Origin of the sequence: Delftia sp. WSY_10, from assembly GCF_043104705.1 — a bacterium.
GTDB lineage: Bacteria > Pseudomonadota > Gammaproteobacteria > Burkholderiales > Burkholderiaceae_C > Comamonas > Comamonas tsuruhatensis.
In genome coordinates this window covers 322,316-342,707 of sequence record NZ_JBICKY010000004.1, presented here as the reverse complement: position 1 = coordinate 342,707, position 20,392 = coordinate 322,316, and the positions used below count along the sequence as shown (strand labels likewise).

Below are 20,392 nucleotides of genomic sequence, written 5' to 3'. Positions count from 1 at the left end.
AGCGAAGCGCAGGGGTCGCGGGCATTTGGGCGCGTTTCTTTGCCTACTTTCTTATCGCGCGATAAGAAAGTAGGTCGGCCGCCGGGCCGAAACCCGGCCTCGAAAAACACCCCCCGGCAGGGACAAAAAAACATCCCTGAATGGCAGCCGCTCTGAAGGCATACGCCCCGTAACTGTCACGTCAAAGACATGCCCCAATCACCGCGATGCGCACACAAAGCAGCCCGCAAACTCTGCAAACCAAGTAACCACGTCACCCTCCGCTATAGAGTTCCACTCCCCGCACCCACGCTGCGCGTTTTCCCCAGACGCACCAACGCTACGGGCTTGCCCGAATCCATGGTTGGCATGCATCCATCTAAATTGAACAGCAGCAAGTTCGATGGTCGTGAGCCTCTGAGGAAGATGGAAATGCAAAGACGAGTGTTTGGCGCATGGATGTGCGCATCGGTCCTGATGACGGGCGCAGCATGGGCGCAGGACAGCTATCCCAGCCGTCCCATCAGCCTGGTCGTGCCCTACGGCGCGGGCGGCGTGACAGATGTGGTGGCGCGTGCGCTGGCCCAGGGCATGGGCAAGCAGCTGGGGCAGACCGTGGTGATCGAGAACAAGCCCGGCGCAGGCGCGTCCATGGGCGTGATGGAGATGCGCACGGCCAAGCCCGATGGCTACCGTCTGACGCTGGCGCCCGTGAGCATCTTCCGCCAGCCCCACATCCAGAAGGTGCAGTACGACCCGGTGCGCGATCTCAGCTACATCGCCACCTACATGACCTATGACTTCGTGCTGGCCGTGCCCCAGGACTCGCCGTTCAAGACGGTGCAGGACCTGGTCGAGTTCGCCAAGAAGAATCCGGGTGCCGTGGACTACGGCACGCCGGGCAAGTTCACGGCCAACCACGTGGTGATGGCGCTGCTGGAGCAGGCCACGGGCGCACGCTTCACGCATGCGCCCTTCAAGGGCGATGCCGAGGCGCTGAACTCGCTGATGGCCGGCCACATCAAGTCCGGCGTGTACGCCAACACGGTGCTGCCGTACCTGAGCTCGGGCAAGCTGCGCGCGCTGGCCTCGGCCTCCGAGGTGCGGCCCGAGGCCTTTGCCAACGTGCCCACGTTCCGCGAGGCCGGTTATGCCTTCGATGTGCCCTCGCCCCTGGGCATTGCCGGGCCGCGCGGCCTGCCGCCAGAGATCGTGCGCAAGCTCGAAGCCGCCATCAAGGCCGCCATGGACGACCCGGCCTTCCGCCAGGTCGTCGGCAACTACGGCGTGCGCACGCAGTTCCGCGGCAGCCAGGAGTACACGGCGTTCGCCAGGAAGGCGTTCGAGGACGAGAAGAAGATCGTGCAGAACATAGGCCTGGAGGATTGAGGCCGCTACGCGGGCGGCAGCCCGGCCATGGCACGCAGGTCCACCAGCCGGTCGTACTCGGCCGCCGTGACCAGCCCCAGCTCCACGGCCGCCTCGCGCGGCGCAATGCCGCGCGCCATGGCCTCGCGCGTGATGCGTGCCACGGCGTCATAGCCCAGCACCGGGTTGAGCGCGGTGGCCTGCAGCAGCGAGTGGCTGACCTGCTGCTCCAGCCGCTCCGTATGTGCCTGCAGGCCGGCCACCAGTTTCTCGGCAAACACGCGGCTGGCGTCGCCCAGCGCGCGCATGGCGCGCAGCAGGTGGTGGATCAGCACGGGCTTGGCCACGTTGAGCTCGAAGTGCCCGGCCGAGCCCGCCAGCGTGACGGTGAGGTGGTGGCCCATGGCCTGGTAGGCGGCCTGGACCACGACCTCGGCCACGGTCGGGTTGCGCTTGCCCGGCATGATGGAGGAGCTCAGCCCATCGTCGGGAAACACCAGCTCCCCCAGGCCGCAGCGCGGGCCTGAACCCAGCAGGCGGATGTCATTGGCCATCTTGGCCAGCGAACCGGCCACCACATTGAGTGCGCCCGAGACCTCGATGAGCGCATCGTGCGCGGCCATGCCTTCGAACTTGCAGGGATTGGGCGTGACCGCCAGGCCCGTGAGCGCCTGTATCTCCTCGCAGAAGATCCGGTCGAATCCGGCCGGCGCGTTGAGCCCCGTGCCGGCCGCCGTGCCGCCCTGGGCCAGGCTCCACAGCCGGGGCTGGGTGTCCCGCAGCCGGTCCATGCCGTGGCCCACCTGGTGGGCGAATGTCTCGAAGCTCTGGCCCAGCGTCATGGGCACGGCGTCCATCAGGTGCGTGCGCGCCACCTTGAGCACGCCGGCAAAGGCCAGGGCGCGTTCCTGCAGGCGCTGCTGCAGCTGTTCCAGGGCGGGCAGCAGGTGGTCGCGCAGCTCCAGCGCCGTGGCCAGGTGCATCACCGTGGGAAAGCTGTCGTTGGACGACTGCGAGGCATTGGCATGGTCGTTGGGGTGGACCGGGCTGCGCGTGCCCGGGGGCTGGCCCAGCATCTGGTTGGCGCGGTTGGCGATGACCTCGTTGGCATTCATGTTGGTCTGCGTGCCCGAGCCCGTCTGCCAGATGGTCAGCGGGAAATGCGCGTCCAGCAGGCCGTCGCGCAGTTCGGCGGCTGCGGCCTCGATGGCCGCGCCGCGCTCGTCGTCCAGCACGCCCAGGCGCCGGTTGGCGCGCGCTGCCGCCAGCTTCTGCAGCCCGAATGCGCGGTACAGGCCCTGCGGAAAGCGCTCCTCGCCAATGGTGAACAGCTCCAGCGCGCGCTGGGTCTGCGCGCCCCAGAGGCGGTCGGCAGGGATGTGGACGGGGCCGAAGGCATCGTGCTCGATGCGGGTATGAGCCTGGGTCTGTGCCTGGGCCTGGGTGCGTGTCTGGTCCATGGGCTCAGTCCAGCGAGATCTTCGCGTCGGCTGCCACCTTGCGCCAGCGCTCCACCTCGGCGGCCGTGTGGCGGGCCAGGGCTTCGGGCGCGTATTGATCTGCGGGCAGCAGGCGTATGCCCTGGGCGGCCATCCTGTCGGTCCAGGCCTTGTCGGCCAGGGCCTTGGTATAGGCCTGGTAGACCTTTTGCACCACGTCGCGCGGCGTGCCCTTGGGCGCGTAGATGCCGTACCAGGTGGCGGTCTCGAAGCCCGGCAGCAGCTTCTGGCCCAGCGCGGCGGCGCCCGGGAACTGGGGCATGGGCTTGTCCGAGGTGAGGGCGATGGCGCGGATGCGCTCGCCCGCCAGCTGGGGCAGGGCGGTGTTGGTCTGGTCGAACATGGCATCGACCTGGCCGGAGATCACATCGGTCATGGCCGGTGCCGCGCCCTTGTAGGCCACCTGGGTGATCTCCATCTGCGCGCGGCTGGCGAACAGCGCCGCCACCAGGTGCGAGGTCGATCCCACGCCCGCGTTGCCGAAGTTCAGCCGGCCCGGGTTCTGCTTGCCGAAGGCCACCAGCTCCTCGGCCGTCTTGTACGGGGAGTTCTTGCCCACCAGAAGCACCAGCGGCGTGTCGGGGAAGCGGAACACCGCCTCGAAGTCCTTGACCGGGTCATAGGCCAGCTTCTTGTACAGCGACGGCGCCGCGCCCATGTAGCCCATGTGGCCGACCAGGAAGCTGTAGCCGTCGGGCGCCGAGCGCGCCGCCTTGGCCGCGCCGATGGTGCCGCCCGCACCCGGAACGTTCTCGATGATGATCTGCTGGCCCAGCTGGGTGCTGGTGCGCTGGGCGATGTCGCGCGCCATGGCGTCCGTGGGGCCGCCGGCCGCGAAGGGCACGATCCAGGTCAGCGGCTTGGCGGGGTAGCCGCCCTGGGCGTGCGCGGCCAGGGCGAAGGTGGTGGCGGCCAGGGCAAGGGCCAGGCGTGGCAGGCGGGGAAGATGGAAAGGCATGGTGTTGTCTCCTGTAGTGCTGTGTTCTGTCCTGGGCCGGGATGTCAGCGGCCGCTGGCTGTATGGGCGCGCGACAGCGCAAGGGCGCGGTCCACCATCTGCGGGGCCTCGCCCAGGTAGTTGCGCGGGTCGGTGAGGCGCTGCAGCGCCGCGCGGTCGAAATGGGCCGTGACTTCGGGCAGGCGGGCCAGCGCATCGGCCAGCGTGCCGCCCTCGGCGTTGACGCTGCGGCAGGCGGCATAGACGATGTCGTGCGCCTGCTGGCGGCCCGTGTGCGGGGCCAGGCCCATCATCACGGCCTCGGCCACGATCAGACCGTCGGTCATGTCCAGGTTGCGGGCCATGCGTTCGGGATCGACGATGAGGCCGCCGAGCATGAAGCGCGCCTGGTGCAGGGCGCCGGCCGAGAGCACGAAGCTCTCGGGCAGGGCCACCCATTCGGCGTGCCAGGGGCCGGTGGCGCGCTCCAGGTCCTGGACCATGGCGTCCAGCATCAGGCCCGCATGCTGGCGCACGGCCTTGGAGGCGGCCAGCATCAGCTCGCTGGATATGGCGTTGCGCTTTTGCGGCATGGTGCTGCTGGCGCCGCGCCCGGTGACGAAGGGCTCGAACACCTCGCCGAACTCGGTGGAGGACAGCAGCATCACGTCGTAGGCGATCTTGCCCAGCGAGCCGGTGACCAGGGCCAGGAAATTCACGGCCTCGGCCAGGCCGTCGCGCGCCACATGCCAGGTGGTGGCGGGCACGCCCAGGCCCAGTTCTTCCATGAGCAATTGCTGCACTTCCAGGCCCCGGCCGCTCAGCGAGGCCAGCGTGCCTGCCGCCCCCGCGAACTGGCCCACCAGCACGCGCGGGCGCAGTTCCTTCAGGCGCTGGGCATGGCGGTCGAACATGGCCAGCCAGATGGCGGCCTTGTAGCCGAAGGTGATGGGCAGGGCGTGCTGCAGGTGCGTGCGGCCGGCCATGGGCGTGTCGCGGTGGCGTTCTGCCAGGTCGGCCAGGATGGTGCGCAGCGCGGCGATGTCGGCATCGACCAGGTCCAGCGCATCGCGCACCTGCAGCACGGTGGCCGTGTCCATGATGTCCTGGGTGGTGGCGCCCCAGTGGATGTAGCGGCCTGCGTCGCCGCACTGTTTCACCAGCTGGTGCACCAGCGGCAGGATGGGGTAGCCGACAATGTCGGTTTCCTTGCGCAGCAGCTCGAAGTCCAGCGCGTCGAGGCTGCAGCGCTGCGCGATCTCGTGTGCGGCCTCGGCCGGAATCACGCCGCAGCGGCCCTGGGCGCGTGCCAGCGCGACCTCGACCTCTATGTAGCGCGACACCAGCGCGCTGTCGGCGAAGATGGCGCGCATGGCGGGGGTGCCGAAGGCGTCGCGGAACAGCAGCGAATCGATGGCGGTGCTGGCGGTGAAGGACGGAAGGGTCATGGTGCGTAATTGCGATTAAGTTCGGACATATCGATATTTTTATTTATGTACGTACATTACGAACATCCGGGTTTGCCTGGGGGGAAGGCCTGCGCCCATGGCTGAGACACGCTATGCCCAGGTGGCGCGCGACCTGTCCGAGCGCATTGCCTCGGGCGAATACGCCGTGGGCGCCCTGCTGCCTACCGAGCTGGAGCTGTGCGACCGCTATGGCGTGAGCCGCCACACCGTGCGCGCGGCGATTGCCGAGCTGCAGCAGTCGGGGCTGGTCTCGCGGCGCAAGAAGGTCGGCACGCGCGTGGAGGCGGCGCAGCCCCATGCGCACTACCGCCAGGCGCTGACCTCGCTGGAGGACTTGGTGCAGTTCGGCGCCACCCATGTGCGCGAAGTGCGGCGCATCGAGGAGGTGGTGCTGGACCAGGACCTGGCCGCCGAACTGGACTGCCCGGCCGGCAGCCGCTGGCTGGCCATCTGCAGCCTGCGCCGCGACGGCGCAGCGCCGCACCTGCCCATTGCCTGGACCGTGGTCTATGTGGATGCGCAGCGCTTTGACACGCAGGAGCTGGCCGAGCGCGTGCGCGCCGCGCCCGAGTTGCTGGTCAGCAGCCTGCTGGAGCAGCAATACGGCCTGCGCATCGCGCGGGTGCGGCAGGCCGTGGTGGGAGCGCTCATTCCGGATGCGCTGTCGGAAGAATTGCAGGCCCCGGCCGGGTCAGCGGCGCTGAAGATCGTGCGCCGCTACCTGGATACCGATGGGGAGTTGATGGACCTCAGTGTGACCTTGCACCCGGCCAGCCGCTACACATTGCATACGCAGCTGGACCGGGATCTGGCGAGCGTCTAGCCGTTGGCGTTGGCAGCTTCCGAGCCCTGCTCTGCGAGGAAGCCGCCGCTCTGGTGCGACCACAGCTTGGCGTAGATGCCGCCCAGCTCCAGCAGTTGCTGGTGCGTGCCCTGCTCGACGATCTGGCCCTGGTCCATGACGATGAGCCGGTCCATGGCCGCGATGGTCGACAGGCGGTGGGCGATGGCGATCACGGTCTTGCCGTGCATGAGGCTGTCCAGGCTTTGCTGGATGGCGGCCTCGACCTCGCTGTCCAGCGCGCTGGTGGCCTCGTCCAGCAGCAGGATGGGCGCGTCCTTGAGCATCACGCGCGCAATCGCCACGCGCTGGCGCTGGCCACCCGACAGCTTGACGCCGCGCTCGCCCACCTGGGCGTCGTAGCCGCTGCGGCCCTTGAGGTCGGTCAGCGTGGCGATGAAGTCCGAGGCCTCGGCCTTGTCCGCGGCGACCAGCATCTCCTGCTCGGTCGCATCGGGGCGGCCGTAGAGGATGTTGTCGCGCATGGAGCGGTGCAGCAGCGAGGTGTCCTGCGTCACCATGCCCACGGCGCCGCGCAGGCTGTCCTGCGTGACGGTGCGGATGTCCTGCCCGTCGATGGTGATGCGCCCGCCCTGGGGTTCATGGAAGCGCAGCAGCAGGTTCACCAGCGTGGACTTGCCCGCGCCCGAGCGGCCGATCAGGCCGATGCGCTCGCCCGCGCGGATGTGCAGGTTCAGGTGGTCTATCACCTGCTTGCCGCCGTCCTTGTAGGCAAAGCTCAGGTCCTCGAAGGCGATGGCGCCGTGCGTGACCTGCAGCGGCCTGGCGTCGGGCGCGTCCACGATGGTGCGCGGCTTGGTCAGCGTGAGGATGCCGTCCTGGATGGTGCCCACGTTCTCGAACAGGCCCGTCATCTGCCACATCACCCAGTGCGAATAGCCCATCAGCCGCAGCGCCATGGCAATCACCGCTGCCACCACGCCCGCGCTGGCCTGGCCGGCAGACCACAGGTACAGCGCCGTGCCCGTGGAGCCCACCAGCAGCAGGGTGATCATCAGGTGGTTGGTGATCTCGAACAGGCTGACCAGCCGCATCTGCGCATAGCCGGTGGACTTGAAGGCGTCCATGGCGTTGCGCGCGTACTCTGCCTCGCGGCGCGTGTGGGCGAACAGCTTGACGGTGGCGATGTTGGTATAGGCATCGGTCACGCGGCCCGTCATCATGGAGCGCGCGTCGGCCTGCTCCTTGCCGATCTTGCCCAGGCGCGGAACAAAGTAGAAGCAGGCGCCGATATAGGCCAGCAGCCACAGCGCGAACGGAATCATCAGCCGCCACTCGAAGCTGGCCGCCAGCACCAGGATGCCGATCATGTAGACGCTCACGCCCACCAGCACATCGACCACCATGAACACCACTTCGCGCACCGACAGCGCCGTCTGCATGATCTTGGTGGTGATGCGGCCCGCGAACTCGTCCGCATAGAACGACATGCTCTGGCCCAGCATCAGCCGGTGGAACACCCAGCGCAGGCGCATGGGGAAATTGATGGCCAGCACCTGGTGCATCACTGCCGTGTGAAAGGCCAGCAGCAGCACGCTGGACAAGAGGATGGCGGCAATGCCCCAGACCGTGCCCCGCTGCTGCTCCCAGAAGCCTGCCGGCGACACGGTGGACAGCCAGTCCACCACATGGCCCATCAGGGCGAACAGCGCCGCCTCGTAGACGGCCAGCAGCGCCGAGGTGCAGGTCAGCAGCGCGATCCAGCCGCGCATGCCTTGCGTGCAGGCCCAGATGAAGGCGAAAAAGCCCTTGGGCGGGACCGTGGGCTCGACGCTGGGATAGGGCGGGACGCGTTTTTCAAAGAAACCGAACAAGATTTTTTTACTCCTTGGTCAGACCATCGTAGGCCAGAGTCGGGTTTGCCCGATGCGCGTTCAGCATGACCTTTGGGCGCAACATGTTTTGTAAGAGATCTCCACACAACTGTCATACGCGTGGGTTCGCGCCCGGATTTCAGTGCAGGGGGAACACGGCGCCGTGGGGAAGATTGTCCGCGTCCGGGGCCGCTTCGTTGTGCGCGAATGGGGAATGCAGCATGCCGCTGGCGGCAACAAAAAAGGCCTCTTGCGAGGCCTTGTGTTTCATGCCGCAGTGCAGTGCACTGCAGCGGGCGGGGCTTGCCGCCGGTCAGGCAGGCAGGAAGCCTTCCACCGACAGGTAGCGCTCGCCCGTGTCGTAGTTGAAGCCCAGCACCTTGGCGCCTGCGGGCAGCTCGGGCAGCTTTTGCGCAATGGCGGCCAGGGTGGCACCCGAGGAGATGCCGACCAGGATGCCTTCCTCGCGGGCCGAGCGGCGTGCGTACTCGCGCGCGGGTTCGGCCTCGACCTGGATCACGCCGTCCAGCAGGCTGGTGTCCAGGTTCTTGGGCACGAAGCCTGCGCCAATGCCCTGGATGGGGTGGGGCGAGGGCTGGCCGCCCGAGATCACGGGCGAGGCGGCAGGCTCCACGGCAAAGACCTTGAGCTGGGGAAACTTGGCCTTGAGCACCTTGGCCACGCCGGTCAGGTGGCCGCCCGTGCCCACGCCGGTGATCAGCACATCCAGGCCTTCGGGGAAGTCGGCCAGGATTTCCTGGGCGGTGGTGCGCACATGCACATCGATGTTGGCGGGGTTCTCGAACTGCTGGGGAATCCAGGCGCCGGGCGTCTGGCTGGCCAGTTCCTGGGCGCGGGCGATGGCGCCCTTCATGCCCTTTTCCTTGGGCGTGAGGTCGAAGCTGGCGCCGTAAGCCAGCATCAGGCGGCGGCGCTCGATGCTCATGCTCTCGGGCATGACCAGCACCAGCTTGTAGCCCTTGACGGCGGCCACCAGGGCCAGGCCCACGCCGGTGTTGCCGCTGGTGGGCTCGATGATGGTGCCGCCGGGCTGCAGGGCGCCGGATTTTTCGGCGTCCTCGACCATGGCCAGCGCGATGCGGTCCTTGATGGAGCCGCCGGGGTTGCCGCGCTCGGACTTGATCCACACATTGGCACCGGCGCCGAACAGGCGGTTGATGCGCACGTGGGGCGTGTTGCCAATCGTTTGCAGGATGTTGTCAGCTCTCATCGGACCTCCGCGATTTTGGGGTGGTGGTTGGACAGTCGGGGTGTTGCGCAGCCAGCGTGCGCGGTCACGGAGCATTGTGCACGCAGGCGTTCCATGCATGGGCTATATCGATATGGCCAGGACGGCTAACATCACCGCATGAATCTACGGTTCCTGGAAACCTTTGTGCTGCTGGCCGAGCTGCGCAATTTCCGCATGACGGCCGAGCGGCTGTACACCACGCAGGCCGCCGTCTCCAGCCGCATCGCCACGCTGGAGCAGGAGTTCGGCGTGCGCCTGTTCGACCGCGGCGTGCGCGAGGTCACGCTCACGGCCGACGGCGCCAAGGCCCTGGTCCATGCCGAGCGCATGCTGCGCCTCATGCGCGAGATGCGCGAGGACATGCTGGACAAGCAGGCCTATGCGGGCGTGATCCGCATCGGCGCCATCGAGTCCATCGTGCACAGCTGGTTCCCCGATTTCCTGGCGCTGCTGCAGCAGCGCTATCCGCGCCTGCAGGTGGAGATCGCCTGCGACACCACGCTGCACATGTCCGACCAATTGGTGAAGGGGCAGCTGGACCTGTCGCTTCAGGCCAAGCCCGTGACGGCGGCCGGCGTGGGCCATCTGTCGCTGGGTGAATTTCCCATGGCCTGGGTGGGCAGCCCCAAGCTGGGCATTGGCGACGAGACCCTGAGCCTGGCCGAGCTGGCGGCCTTTCCCATCATGTGCTTTGCGCGCGGCTCCGAGCCGTATGCGGTGATCGAGCAGTTGTTCTCCACCGAAAGCAGTGCCTCGGTGCACCTGAACTGCATTGCCTCGGTGGCCACCATGATCCGCGTGGTCTGCGACGGCCTGGGCGTGGCCGCCGTGCCGCCGGCCATCATCCAGCGCGAGCTGGCCGAGCAGCGCCTGCGTCTGCTGCGCGTGGACCGTGAGTTCCCCTCGTTGCCGCTGGTGGCCTGCTACCGCAACGACCACCAGAACCCGCTGACCGAAGTGGTGGCGCGCGCGGCCGAGGAGACTGCTGCCGCCTTTGCGCTGAACCACGGCCAGGCCGTGGCGCGGCTGCCGGGCAGCGGCCTGGGCGGCTAGGCCCGAGGCCGCCTGGTCGATCAGCCCTGCGCCGAAGCTAGCAGCTGCTCCACGGCCAGGGCCACGGACAGCAGTCGCCGGTCCTGCCCGCCGAGGCCGGCCAGGCTCAGGCCCACGGGTGCCTCGCCTGCGCGGTGGCAGGGCAGGGAGATGGCGCAGCCGTCGAGGAAGTTGATCAGCGTGGGGTTGCGCAGGATCAGGCCGTTGGCGCCGAAGTAGGCCTCGTCGCTCTGCGTGAGGTCGGCGATCTTCGGGGCGACCACGGGCACGGTGGGCATGACGATCAGGTCATGGTCGGCCATCTGCGTGCTCACGGCGGCAATCCACTGACTGCGGCGTGCCAGCAGGTCGATGTAGTCGGCCGCGCTGATGTCCTTGCCGCGCAGGATGCGCGTGCCCACGCGCGGGTCGTACTCGGACAGGCGCGTGGCGATGTGGTGGCGGTGCCAGGCCCAGGCCTCGGCGGCCGTGAAGCCGCCCTTGGAATTGATGTCGGCCAGCTCGCCGAAGGGCGCGACCACGGCATGGGTGATGTGGGCGCCCGCCTGCGACAGCCGGGCCAGCGTGCGCTCCCAGGCCGCGGCCACGGTGGCGTCCATGCCGTCCAGCACCACGTTGGTGGGTGCCAGCAGGCGCAGGCCCTGCAGCGGCGCGGCATGCAGCTCGCCCAGCGGCTCGCCGGAGAGGATGGCATCCAGCGTGGCGCAGCAGCGCACGCTGGGGGCCAGCGGGCCGATGGAGTCCAGGTTGGCCGACAGCGGCAGCACGCCTTCCATGCTCACGCGGCGCGCCGTGGGCTTGAAGCCCGTGAGCCCGCACAGCGCCGAAGGAATGCGCACCGAGCCGCCCGTGTCCGAGCCGATGGCCGCCATGGCCATGCCGTCGGTGACCGAGATGGCCGCGCCCGAGGACGAGCCACCCGGGATGCGGCCGTCGCCCTCGTCACGCTGCCAGGGATTGCGCGGCGTGCCGTAGTGCGGGTTGATGCCCAGGCCCGAGTAGGCGAACTCGGTCATGTTGGTCGTGCCCACGATGACGGCGCCGGCCTGGCGCAGGCGCTGCACCACTTCGGCCGTGCGCTGCGCGGGCGGTGCGTCGGCCAGCAGGCGCGAGCCGCCCAGCGTGGGAAAGCCGGCGATGTCGAACAGGTCCTTGACCGAGACCGGCAGGCCCTCGATGGGCGAGCGCGCCAGTCCGGCCGCACGCAGCACGTCGCTGGCGCGGGCCTCGGCCAGGGCCGCGCCCTGGAACACGCGCGTGAACACCTTGGGTCCTTCCCCCGACATGGTGCGGGCCAGGGCCTGCTCGGTCAGCTGCACCGAGGTGGTTTCGCCGCCATGCAGGCGCTGTGATGCCAGTTCCAGGCTGGGCAGGGGGAGGGCTTGGGTCATGTGGGAAGTCCTGTGGGTGAAGGCGGGCGTGGGCGGATCGGAGTCGCGGCTCAGGCCACGACGTCCAGCAGTTCGCTGCGGTAGCTGTGGCGGATGGAACGCTGGCTGCGGGGATCGTACAGCTCCATGGAGAACTGCGTCGAGGGGCGGATGCCGCCGATGGCGCCCACCGTGCCGCAGGTCATGCCGCAGCCTGCGGGCAGCAGATCCTTGCCGCCCGTGAAGCCTGCGATCAGGTCCTGGGGCGTGCGCAGGCTGGCCAGCGTGCCTTCCTGGTAGAGCACCTCGCGGCCGTCTTCCACGATCCACGAGCGCACGACCAGCTCATCCCAGTGGCCGGCCACGTCGGCAAAGCGCCAGGCCTGGGTGGCCACGGGCTTGACGCAGGCCTGCTTGGAAAAGGCCACGCTGTAGGCTTCCAGCTTGCGGTCCGTGTGGTCGGAGGCCAGGCTCACGAACATCTCGCCTTCGTGCGTGAACACGAAGACCTCGACCTCGCCCGAGGAGTCCGGGCCCAGCACCTGCAGCGCGCTGTGCTGGCTCAGCTGGTTGCTGGAGATGCGGTAGTACAGCGGCACGGCGCTGGGGCGCGGGATGCCGATGGCGGCCAGCTCCTCGATGTGGTGCTCGATGGCCTCGCGGTCGCGGCCGGCCCAGCCGGCGACGATGAGGGTGTCGAATTCAGGGGCGAAGGTCTGGCCTTCGGGGGTGGTGAACTGCAGTTGCATGGCAGGCGATCCAGGGGGAATTCGGGGCCGCGGGCCCCGGTGAGAAAACGCGGAAGTCAGGCTGTGGCGTGCGGAGGGCGTGGAGCGGCACCGCACGCGCAGGCCTCACTGCTTCCTGACGAAGAGCACGACCAGGAAGGCCGCCAGGAATTCGAGGGCTGCCACGAAGTACAGGCCCGAGGACAGCGATCCCGTGCTGGTCTTGAGCGCGCCGATCATGTAGGGCGCCACGAAGCCGGCCAGGTTGCCGATGGAGTTGATCAGCGCAATGCCGCCCGCCGCCGCCGTGCCGGCCAGGAAGGCGGCAGGAATCGACCAGAACACGGGAAAGGCCGCGAGGATGCCGATGGAGGCCAGCGTCAGCGCGCACAGGGCGAGCACGGCGTTGTGCAGGAACAGGCCCGTGAGGATCAGGCCCGCCGCCGCGATCAGCGCGGACAGGGCGCAGTGCATGCGGCGCTCGCCGGTCTTGTCCGAATGCATGCCGTTCCAGACCATGGCCAGCGTGCCGGCCAGGAAGGGAATGGCCGAGATCAGGCCGATCTGCAGCGTGTTCTGGATGCCGATCTCCTTGATGATGGACGGCGACCAGAACGCGATGGTGGCGTTGCCGCTGACGATGCAGAAATACACGGCGGCGCACAGCCACACGCGGTAGTTGCGGCAGGCGTCCAGGAAGGACACATGCTTGTGGCCGCCCTGGTTCTCGGCCTCCACGGCGGCGGTCACGGCGCGCTGCTCGGCCGCGCTCAGCCACCTGGCGTTGGCGGGCTTTTCGGGCAGGTACAGCAGCACGAAGAAGCCGGCGATCACCGAGGGAATGCCTTCCAGGATGAACAGCCACTGCCAGTTGGACAGATGGCCCACGCCCTGCATGCCGTTCATGATGGCGCCCGCAATCGGGCCGCCCACGGCGCCCGCAATGGCGAACGAGGTCATGAACAGGCCGTTGACGCGCGCCCGGTGGCGGGCCGGGAACCAGTAGGTCAGGTACAGCACCACGCCGGGGAAAAAGCCGGCCTCCACCACGCCCAGCACGAAGCGCAGCACGTAGAACATGGTGGGCGTGGTCACGTAGGCCATGGCCATGGAGGCCGCGCCCCACAGGATGGTGATGCGCGCCAGCGTCTTGCGCGCGCCGATCTTCTCCAGCAGCAGGTTGCTGGGCACCTCGAACAGGAAGTAGCCGATGAAGAAGATGCCTGCGCCCAGGCCGTAGATGGCCTCGCTGAACTGCAGGTCGTCCAGCATCTGCAGCTTGGCGAAACCGACGTTGACGCGGTCTATCCAGGCCAGGATGAAGAGCAGGACCAGAAAAGGGATCAGGCGCCAGGCGATCTTGCGGTAGGTGGCGTCCATGTCGAGGGACGCGGCCTCGCCGGCGCCTGTGCTCTGTGCGAGGGGGTGTGCGGCGGATGCCGGGCTGCTCATGGGGTGTCTCCTGTCTTCGAAAGTGCAGCGGGCACACGGGCCAGGCCGCTGGGACCGGGCCCGTGTGTCGTGGGAACCTCAGGCGTCTGGCGCTTGCAGCGGTTCCTTTGGCGGCAGTATCGAAAGGCAGGACAGGGCTGTCCAACAAGAAATTATGAGCAGGCCTGAATGCAAATTCTTATGGGCAGCAATGGTGCGGGCGCCGCACCGGCATGCGGCATGCGTGCACCATTTGCGCTCGGGAAAACCCTGATTTTTTCAGGCGGTGGCGGCGGCACGCGGTGCGCGCAAAGGCTGCTTCCACAGCTCGGCCAGCAGCAGGCCGCCGATGGTCAGCACGCCGCCCACGGCGTGGTAGGCCGCCAGGGGCTCGCCCAATGCCATGAAGGCGATCACGGCCGTGAAGATGGGCACGAGGTTGAAGAACATGCTGGAGCGGCCCGGCCCGATGCGCGCCACCGACATCATCCACAGCAGCGGCGCGGCGATGGAGGCCATGATGCCCGCAAAGCCCACCAGCGGCAGGTTGGCCGCGTTCAGCCCCGTGCGCGGCGCCATCAGGAACAGCGGCAGCTGCGCGATCACGGCCACCAGGATCTGCAGGTACAGCAGTTGCACCGTGGCCAGGCGCGGCATGGGCCAGCGCTTGAGCAGGATGTTGTAGACGGCATAGGCCAGCATGGCCACGAACATCAGCGCGTCACCGCCATTGAGGCCCTGGGTGAGCAAGGTGGCAGGCTGCCCCGAAGACACCACCAGGGCCACGCCCGCAATCGCCAGCACGCAGCCCAGCACGGCGCCCCGGCTCAGCGCCTGGCCCAGCATGGCGGTGGACAGGCCCAGCACCATCATGGGCGTGAGCGAGCCGATCAGGCCCATGTGCGTGGCCGATGTCATATGGGCCGCGTAATAGGCCAGGCTCTGGTAGATCACCATGCCCAGCATTCCCAGCACGATGAGGCGCGGAAGCAGTGGCCGGATGTCGGCGCGCTGGCGCCAGATGGACGGCAGCAGGAAAGGCGTGAACAGCACGGCCGCCACCAGCCAGCGGTAGAAACCGATCTCGGCCGCGCCGATGCTGTCGGCCGCCATCTTGCTGACCACGGTATTGACCGACCAGATGAGCACGGCGATCAAAGGGAAAAGGTAAGACCCCATTGTAAGACTCCTAAGACTGGTCCTATGATCGTTCTGTCCGACTTGGAGTGCATCCCTGGTTTCGGACAATCGATAGCGCAACCCGGACCATCCGCCATGCCCCGTCCCAGCAAGCCCATGCGCATCCAGAACGTCGAGGATGTGCCGGGCGAGTACTACTTCCGCTACGACGAATTCGGCGCCGACACCGAGGTGCCGCCGCACAGCCACAGCTGGGGCCACCTGAACTACACGCCCCACGGCAGCATGTGCATGGACACGGCAGGCCAGCGCTGGGTCTCGCCGCCGCAGTACGGCGTCTGGGTGCCGCCCGGCGTGGTGCACAGCTGCCATGTGGCGCACGCCGTGGTCTACCGCTCGGTCTACCTGGCGCCTGCGCTGTGCAGGGAGCTGCCGGCGCAGCCGTGCTCCATGCGCATCGGCGCCATCGTCAAGGCCATCCTGGCCGACTTTGCCGTGCGCGACGTGCACATTCCCGCCACGGATGCCGACCTGCGCCTTGCCCGTGTGCTCTACGACCAGTTGCGGGCCGTTCCCGTGGAGCCCGGCTATCTGCCGGCCGCCGAACACCCGGCCCTGGTCGAAGTGCTGACCCGCATGCGCGCTGCGCCCGAGGACCACCGCAGCCTGGCCCAATGGGCCGCCAGCGTGCACATGACCGAGCGCACCCTGGCGCGCCACTGCCAGCGCGAGCTGGGCATGGGCCTGGGCGAATGGCGCCAGCGCATGCGCTACCTGCTGGCCATCGACGCGCTGGAGGCCGGCCTGAGCGTGCAGCAGATCGCCTATGACCTGGGCTACAGCACGCCCTCGGCCTTCATCGCCATGTTCCAGCGCGAGGCCGGCACCTCACCCGAACAATTCCGCCGCGAGTTCTGCATGCCGCCGTGAGGCTGTTGCGCCATCTGTCTGCAGCCCGGCCCAAGCCGCGAGATAATGCCGCCCGTGAAGCACGCCAGACCGCCGCTGGTGCAATCGTGGAAACACGGCACTGGAGGAACGTCCGGACTGCAAAGGGCAGCGTAGCAGCTAACGGCTGTCCACCGTGAGGTGAGGATCAGAGCAACAGAGACGAGTCGGGGACATGTGCCGCCAACTTGGTGTTCTATGGGGTGCCAGCGCAAGCTGGCGACGGCTGGCGCAAGCCAGACGTCCAGGCGAAAGCCTGGGCCCCATAGCCACCCGGGGACGCGGAACGCGTCCCCGGGTGAAACGGGCAATCTCTACGCGCAGCAATACCAAGTAGGCACACGTTGACGGGGCCCCCGGAGTGTGCGGGTAGGTAGCACCGAGCCGGGCGGCGACGCCCGGCCCAGATTAATGGCGGTCACATGCGGGCAACCGCGTGCACAGAATCCGGCTTATCGGCGCGCTTCACACTTTCTTCCATGCCCCGCCACCGGCGGGGCATTTTCATGGGCGGTTCAGAACTGGTATTTGGCCGTCAGCAGCAGCCTGCGCGGCACGCCGAAATAGTTGCCGCCGTTGTTCGTGCCCAGGGTCTCGAAATAGCGGTGGTCGAACAGGTTGCTGATGTTCATCTGCAGGTCCAACTGCCGGTTCACGCGATAGCCGATGACCAGGTCGGCCACGGCATGGGCGGGCTGGCGGATTGCATAGCCCTCGGCGCTGGTCAGCGACTCGGACGTGGTGCGGCTCTGGTAGCGCAGGCCGCCGCCCACGCGCCATGCGACCAGCTCGCCGCCCAGGTGGTACATGGCCGACAGCTTGAGCTGGTGGCGCGGCGTGTAGCTGGCATAGGGCGCGCCCTTGGCGCCTTCGGTGCTGTCGCTGGCGATCTCGGCCTGGGTGAAGGTATAGCCAAGGCCGGCGTTCAGGCGCGGCAGGATCTCGCCGCTGATGTCCACGTCCAGCCCCTTGCTCCTGACCTTGCCGACGGAGCGGTAGCAATTGGTCTTCACCGTGCAGGAGTTGATGTCCGCGATGGCCTGGGGCAGGTTGTCCTGCGTGGTGTTGAACACGGCAACGGCCAGGTTCACGCGCTCGTCCAGGTAGCTGCCCTTGAGGCCCAGCTCGAAATTGCGGCCCTCCACCGGCGCCAGCATGCTGCCCGAGACATCCAGAAAATCCTGCGGCCGGAAGATGCTGGTGTAGCTGGCATAGGCCGAGTAGGTCTTGCTGATGTCATAGGTCAGCGCCGCATAGGGCGTGGCATGGGCTTTCTCGCTGAATTCGCGCTCCCGGCTCCAGCTGCCCTGGCGCTGGACGTTGGTGAAGTCGTACCAGTCCAGGCGCGCGCCGGCGATCAGGTTCAGTGGCTCGGCCAGCAGGAAGCGGCCCGTGGCGTAGGCCGAGGTCAGCGTGGTCTTCTGGCGGCGCGTCCACAGGTCTTCGGCCAGCAGGCCGGAGCGGTCCAGCGAGTCGGGGTTCCAGGTATAGGGATCGACGCCATTGGCGATCAGCCATTCCCCCGTGGGAGACAGGTAGCTGTAGCCCTGGTCGCTCCAGCGGATGGTGCGTCGGCTGAGGCCGAAGGCCAGGTCATGCTCGCGGCCGAACAGGCGCACGGGGCCCTGGGCCGAGGCATCGAGGCTGAGCTGGCGCTTGTCGTAGTCGTACAGGCCGCCGGCCACGTCGTAGCGTGTGCGGCCCTGTTTGTCCTGGCCGCCCGAGACCAGGTAGGCGCCGTCCAGCGCGGACTGGGCCTGCAGGGCGCGCGCGGCCAGCCTGGCCTTCCAGCCGTTGTCGAAGCGGTGCTCCAGGTCGGCGAACAGGCTGACCTCCTTCTTGTCCCATTTGCTCCAGGAGGGCGAGAAACGCCTGGATCGCGCAATGTCGAGGAAGGAGCCATCGAAGCCCATGGGCACGCCCATCCATTGCGAGCCGGGGTTGTCTTCGTTCACATAGGAGCCGCCCACGCTCAGCGTGGTGTCGCGCCCCAGGTCGAACTCGGCGGTGCCGTACAGCAGCTGGCGGCGGCTGCTATAGCCATCGATGAAGTGGTCACGCGACTGGGCCGAGGCCACCACACGCCCGCGCGCCGAACCGTCCTCGTTGAGGGCGCCGCCCACATCGAGCTCGCCCACGGCCTGGTTCCAGCTGCCGCCGCGCAGGGTGACCGAGCGCTGGGTGGTGCGCGGCGCGCGCTTGCGCACGAAGTTGATGGTGCCCGAAGGGTCGCCCACGCCCGTCATCAGCCCCGTGGGGCCGCGCACCACTTCCACGTGGTCGTACATGGCCATGGTGTCGTAGGTGGAGGTGTCGGTTTCATACGAGACGGGCACGCCGTCCTGCAGGAACGAACCGATCACGAATCCGCGCGAGAAATAGCGCGCCCGGTCGTCGCTCCAGCGGTTGATGGTAATGCCGGTGGCGCTGTTGGCCACGTCGTCGATGGACAGCATGCCCTGGTCGTCCATCTTCTGGCGCGTGACCACGGTGAGGGACTGGGGCGTCTCGCGGATGGACAGCGGCAGCTTGGTCGAGGTGCTCATCAGCCCCGTGGTGTAGGAGCCCGAGCCCTCGGTGGTCGTGGTCTCGCCCACGGCGGACACCGTGACTTCGGGCAGGGCCACGGTGCCGGCGGGCTTTTCCACCACCAGCGTGCCCTGGCTTACATGGCCTTCCAGCCCGCTGCCGCGCAGCAGCCGGGCCACGGCGGCGGCGGTGCTCAGGCGCCCTTCCACGGCGGGCGCACGGCGGCCCTGTACCAGTTCAGGCGCGGCCAGCAGCTGCAGGCCAGCCTGGCGGGCCAGTTGGGCCAGCGCCTGGTCCAGCGGCTGGGCGGGAATGTGGAAGTCGGTGCTGGCGGCCGTGGCCGGGGCCGGTGCTGCCTGGGCCAGTGCGGCTGGAGACAGCTGCAGGGCCAGCAGCGCGATGCCCGCGGCAACGGCATGGTGGCGGGCAAGGCTGCAGGCAAGGCGGGAAGGCTTGGAGGGGAATGAAGACATGGAAGGTCCCGTGGCGGATCTGGGCAATGGCGATTCCCGGGCTGCGAATGCGTCGCGTTCCCGGGTCCTCATGCCTATACGAACGGGCGCAGGCATTCCCTCATGCCTGGTGCGCATGCGACGTGCATTCCGGGGCTATGGGCGCATCAGCTGCGGCGGCGGATGACCAGAGTGCGCCCGCTTCCCGGGCCCTGTTCCTCTTCCTGCACGCTGACCGGCAGGGTGCGCGGGAGCATGCGCAGCCAGCCCTGGGCCGCCGCAATGCGCACGCGCCCCAGCACGGGCAGGGCGGCGGCGTCGGGCTCCACGCGCAGTGGCTGCAGGCTGTAGCGCTCCAGGCGGCGGGCGACCTCGGCCAGCGGCGTGTTCTGGAAGTCCAGCCAGCCCTCGCGCCAGGCGGCCACTGCCGCAACCGTTCGCACGGCGGCCGTCTGGCCTGGCGCCAGGCGCAGCATCTGGCCTGCGCCCAGTGCATGCCGGGCGCCGCTGCCGTCGCGCACCTGCACGCGGCCCGCATCGACGGCGACCAGCACCGCATCGTCCTCCAGCGCCACCTCGAAGCGCGTGCCCAGCACGCTGACCTGTACGTCCGCCGCCTGGACCACGAAGGGCCGTTCCGTGTCGCGCGCCACGGCGAAGAAGGCGCTGCCGGCCAGCAGCCGCACCTGGCGGCGCGTGGCGTAGAAATCCACCTCGGCACGGCTGGCGGCGTCCAGCGTCAAGCTGCTGCCGTCGGGCAGGGGCTGGTTCAGCAGGCGGCCGGTGGCCGTGGCCAGCCGCACCTGGTACTGCGGCATCCACTGGCGCCAGGCCAGCCAGATCGCCGGGCTGCCGACACCCAGGCCCGCCATCCCCAGCAGGGTGGACAGGGCGCGGCGGCGGCCCGTGCGTGGTGCGGGTGCGGCGGTGTCTCCGCGCCAGCGGTGCAGCGAGGCTTCCACGCTGTCCATGGCGCGCATGACCTCGCGTTCCACGGTTTTGACCGAGACGCCGTGGCGCTCGGCCAGCTCGGCATGCGAGGCGCCCTCGATGCGGTCGGCCAGGAAGATGTCGCGGCAGCGCGCGGGCAACTGCGCCAGGGCGCCTTCGACCCCGGCCAGGGCCTGGCGGTAGGAATGGGTGTCGGCCACATCGGGGCTGAGGGGGGAGGGCGGCTCGCCTTCCCTCGCGCTGGTGTCAAAGCGCTCGGCCGTGCGCTGGCCATGGCGCAGGTGGTCGATGGCGATGTTCTCCATCACCGCGTAGAGATAGGCGCGGCTGGCGCCTGGCGGACTGTCCGGCGCGGCGGGCGCATCGCTTTCGCCGCGCTGTCGTTCGGCCAGGCGTATCCAGGCGTCATGCACCAGGTCACGCGCTGCCTGCGGGCCGGCGCGGCGCGCCACGAAGCGCACCAGCTCGTGGTAGCTGTCCTGGAAGGTGCTCAGCAGGGAAGAGGAGGAAGAGGCGGGCGCAGGCATGCGGGAGGCCCGAAGGCAGCACGGGAATCCCGCATTCTATGAAATGATTCTCATTTGCCGAATGTGCTGCCCGCCGCGCACCC

General features: G+C 68.3%; 16 protein-coding genes and 1 other RNA gene. 5 read left to right on the top strand and 12 right to left on the bottom strand.

The window, feature by feature from the left end; translation table 11 throughout:
* The first annotated feature begins 411 nt into the window (after positions 1–411).
* Positions 412–1,368, top strand: a complete 957-nt coding sequence (locus tag ACF8ML_RS01765; RefSeq protein ID WP_012203366.1) for a tripartite tricarboxylate transporter substrate binding protein — start codon at positions 412–414, stop codon at positions 1,366–1,368.
* A 5-nt stretch (positions 1,369–1,373) separates the two neighbouring features.
* Here ACF8ML_RS01765 and ACF8ML_RS01760 read toward each other — a convergent pair whose 3' ends face one another.
* Genes ACF8ML_RS01760 through pcaB form a run of 3 tightly spaced genes read right to left on the bottom strand, consistent with a single transcriptional unit; the run spans position 1,374 to position 5,231 of the window.
* Entirely contained in the window at positions 1,374–2,807 is a 1,434-nt protein-coding gene (locus ACF8ML_RS01760; protein WP_392406028.1) for a class II fumarate hydratase, read from the bottom strand.
* Between the two features lie 4 nt (positions 2,808–2,811).
* The gene (locus tag ACF8ML_RS01755) at positions 2,812–3,804 is read right to left on the bottom strand and encodes a tripartite tricarboxylate transporter substrate-binding protein (protein ID WP_012203368.1); all 993 of its coding nucleotides are present in this window, start codon (positions 3,802–3,804) and stop codon (positions 2,812–2,814) included.
* Between the two features lie 44 nt (positions 3,805–3,848).
* Positions 3,849–5,231 carry a 3-carboxy-cis,cis-muconate cycloisomerase gene (gene pcaB, locus ACF8ML_RS01750; protein WP_392406026.1) on the bottom strand — a complete coding sequence of 461 codons (1,383 nt, stop codon included), beginning with the start codon at positions 5,229–5,231 and terminating at the stop codon, positions 3,849–3,851.
* A gap of 97 nt (positions 5,232–5,328) precedes the next feature.
* Between pcaB and ACF8ML_RS01745 the strand changes: the two genes are divergently transcribed.
* Positions 5,329–6,075 carry a GntR family transcriptional regulator gene (locus ACF8ML_RS01745; protein WP_013804129.1) on the top strand — a complete coding sequence of 249 codons (747 nt, stop codon included), beginning with the start codon at positions 5,329–5,331 and terminating at the stop codon, positions 6,073–6,075.
* Here ACF8ML_RS01745 and ACF8ML_RS01740 read toward each other — a convergent pair.
* From ACF8ML_RS01740 to cysK, 3 genes are all read right to left on the bottom strand, one after another.
* Positions 6,072–7,928, bottom strand: coding sequence for an ABC transporter ATP-binding protein (locus ACF8ML_RS01740; protein ID WP_160852041.1), 1,857 nt, complete (start codon positions 7,926–7,928; stop codon positions 6,072–6,074). The genes ACF8ML_RS01745 and ACF8ML_RS01740 overlap by 4 nt on opposite strands.
* A gap of 139 nt (positions 7,929–8,067) precedes the next feature.
* On the bottom strand, positions 8,068–8,199 hold the full coding sequence (locus ACF8ML_RS01735; RefSeq protein ID WP_013804127.1) for a hypothetical protein: 132 nt from the start codon (positions 8,197–8,199) through the stop codon (positions 8,068–8,070).
* 42 nt (positions 8,200–8,241) lie between these two features.
* Complete coding sequence (gene cysK, locus ACF8ML_RS01730; RefSeq protein ID WP_043822008.1) at positions 8,242–9,159, bottom strand: cysteine synthase A; 918 nt, start codon at positions 9,157–9,159, stop codon at positions 8,242–8,244.
* Positions 9,160–9,297: 138 nt separating this feature from the next.
* Here cysK and ACF8ML_RS01725 point away from each other — a divergent pair, with 138 nt between their 5' ends.
* Positions 9,298–10,233 carry a LysR family transcriptional regulator gene (locus ACF8ML_RS01725; RefSeq protein WP_017406934.1) on the top strand — a complete coding sequence of 312 codons (936 nt, stop codon included), beginning with the start codon at positions 9,298–9,300 and terminating at the stop codon, positions 10,231–10,233.
* 20 nt (positions 10,234–10,253) lie between these two features.
* Here the strand turns inward: ACF8ML_RS01725 and ACF8ML_RS01720 are convergent, their stop codons facing one another.
* From ACF8ML_RS01720 to ACF8ML_RS01705, 4 genes are all read right to left on the bottom strand, one after another.
* Positions 10,254–11,624 (bottom strand): amidase, encoded by a 1,371-nt coding sequence (locus tag ACF8ML_RS01720; RefSeq protein ID WP_392406024.1) that lies wholly within the window; start codon positions 11,622–11,624, stop codon positions 10,254–10,256.
* A 50-nt stretch (positions 11,625–11,674) separates the two neighbouring features.
* Positions 11,675–12,352 carry a DUF2848 domain-containing protein gene (locus ACF8ML_RS01715; RefSeq protein ID WP_043822013.1) on the bottom strand — a complete coding sequence of 226 codons (678 nt, stop codon included), beginning with the start codon at positions 12,350–12,352 and terminating at the stop codon, positions 11,675–11,677.
* A 105-nt stretch (positions 12,353–12,457) separates the two neighbouring features.
* The gene (locus tag ACF8ML_RS01710; RefSeq protein ID WP_016448052.1) at positions 12,458–13,783 is read right to left on the bottom strand and encodes an MFS transporter; all 1,326 of its coding nucleotides are present in this window, start codon (positions 13,781–13,783) and stop codon (positions 12,458–12,460) included.
* A 258-nt stretch (positions 13,784–14,041) separates the two neighbouring features.
* Positions 14,042–14,941, bottom strand: coding sequence for a DMT family transporter (locus tag ACF8ML_RS01705; protein ID WP_046241200.1), 900 nt, complete (start codon positions 14,939–14,941; stop codon positions 14,042–14,044).
* Positions 14,942–15,037: 96 nt separating this feature from the next.
* Here ACF8ML_RS01705 and ACF8ML_RS01700 point away from each other — a divergent pair, with 96 nt between their 5' ends.
* Both ACF8ML_RS01700 and rnpB read left to right on the top strand, forming a co-directional pair.
* Positions 15,038–15,832 (top strand): helix-turn-helix domain-containing protein, encoded by a 795-nt coding sequence (locus ACF8ML_RS01700; protein WP_016453123.1) that lies wholly within the window; start codon positions 15,038–15,040, stop codon positions 15,830–15,832.
* 56 nt (positions 15,833–15,888) lie between these two features.
* An RNA gene (gene rnpB, locus ACF8ML_RS01695) (RNase P RNA component class A) lies at positions 15,889–16,321 on the top strand.
* Positions 16,322–16,365: 44 nt separating this feature from the next.
* Here the strand turns inward: rnpB and ACF8ML_RS01690 are convergent.
* Positions 16,366–18,852: a TonB-dependent siderophore receptor gene (locus tag ACF8ML_RS01690; RefSeq protein WP_392406022.1), complete on the bottom strand. Its 2,487-nt coding sequence runs from the start codon at positions 18,850–18,852 to the stop codon at positions 16,366–16,368.
* Positions 18,853–18,998: 146 nt separating this feature from the next.
* Entirely contained in the window at positions 18,999–20,309 is a 1,311-nt protein-coding gene (locus ACF8ML_RS01685; protein ID WP_392406020.1) for a sigma-70 family RNA polymerase sigma factor, read from the bottom strand.
* Between the last annotated feature and the right edge of the window lie 83 nt (positions 20,310–20,392).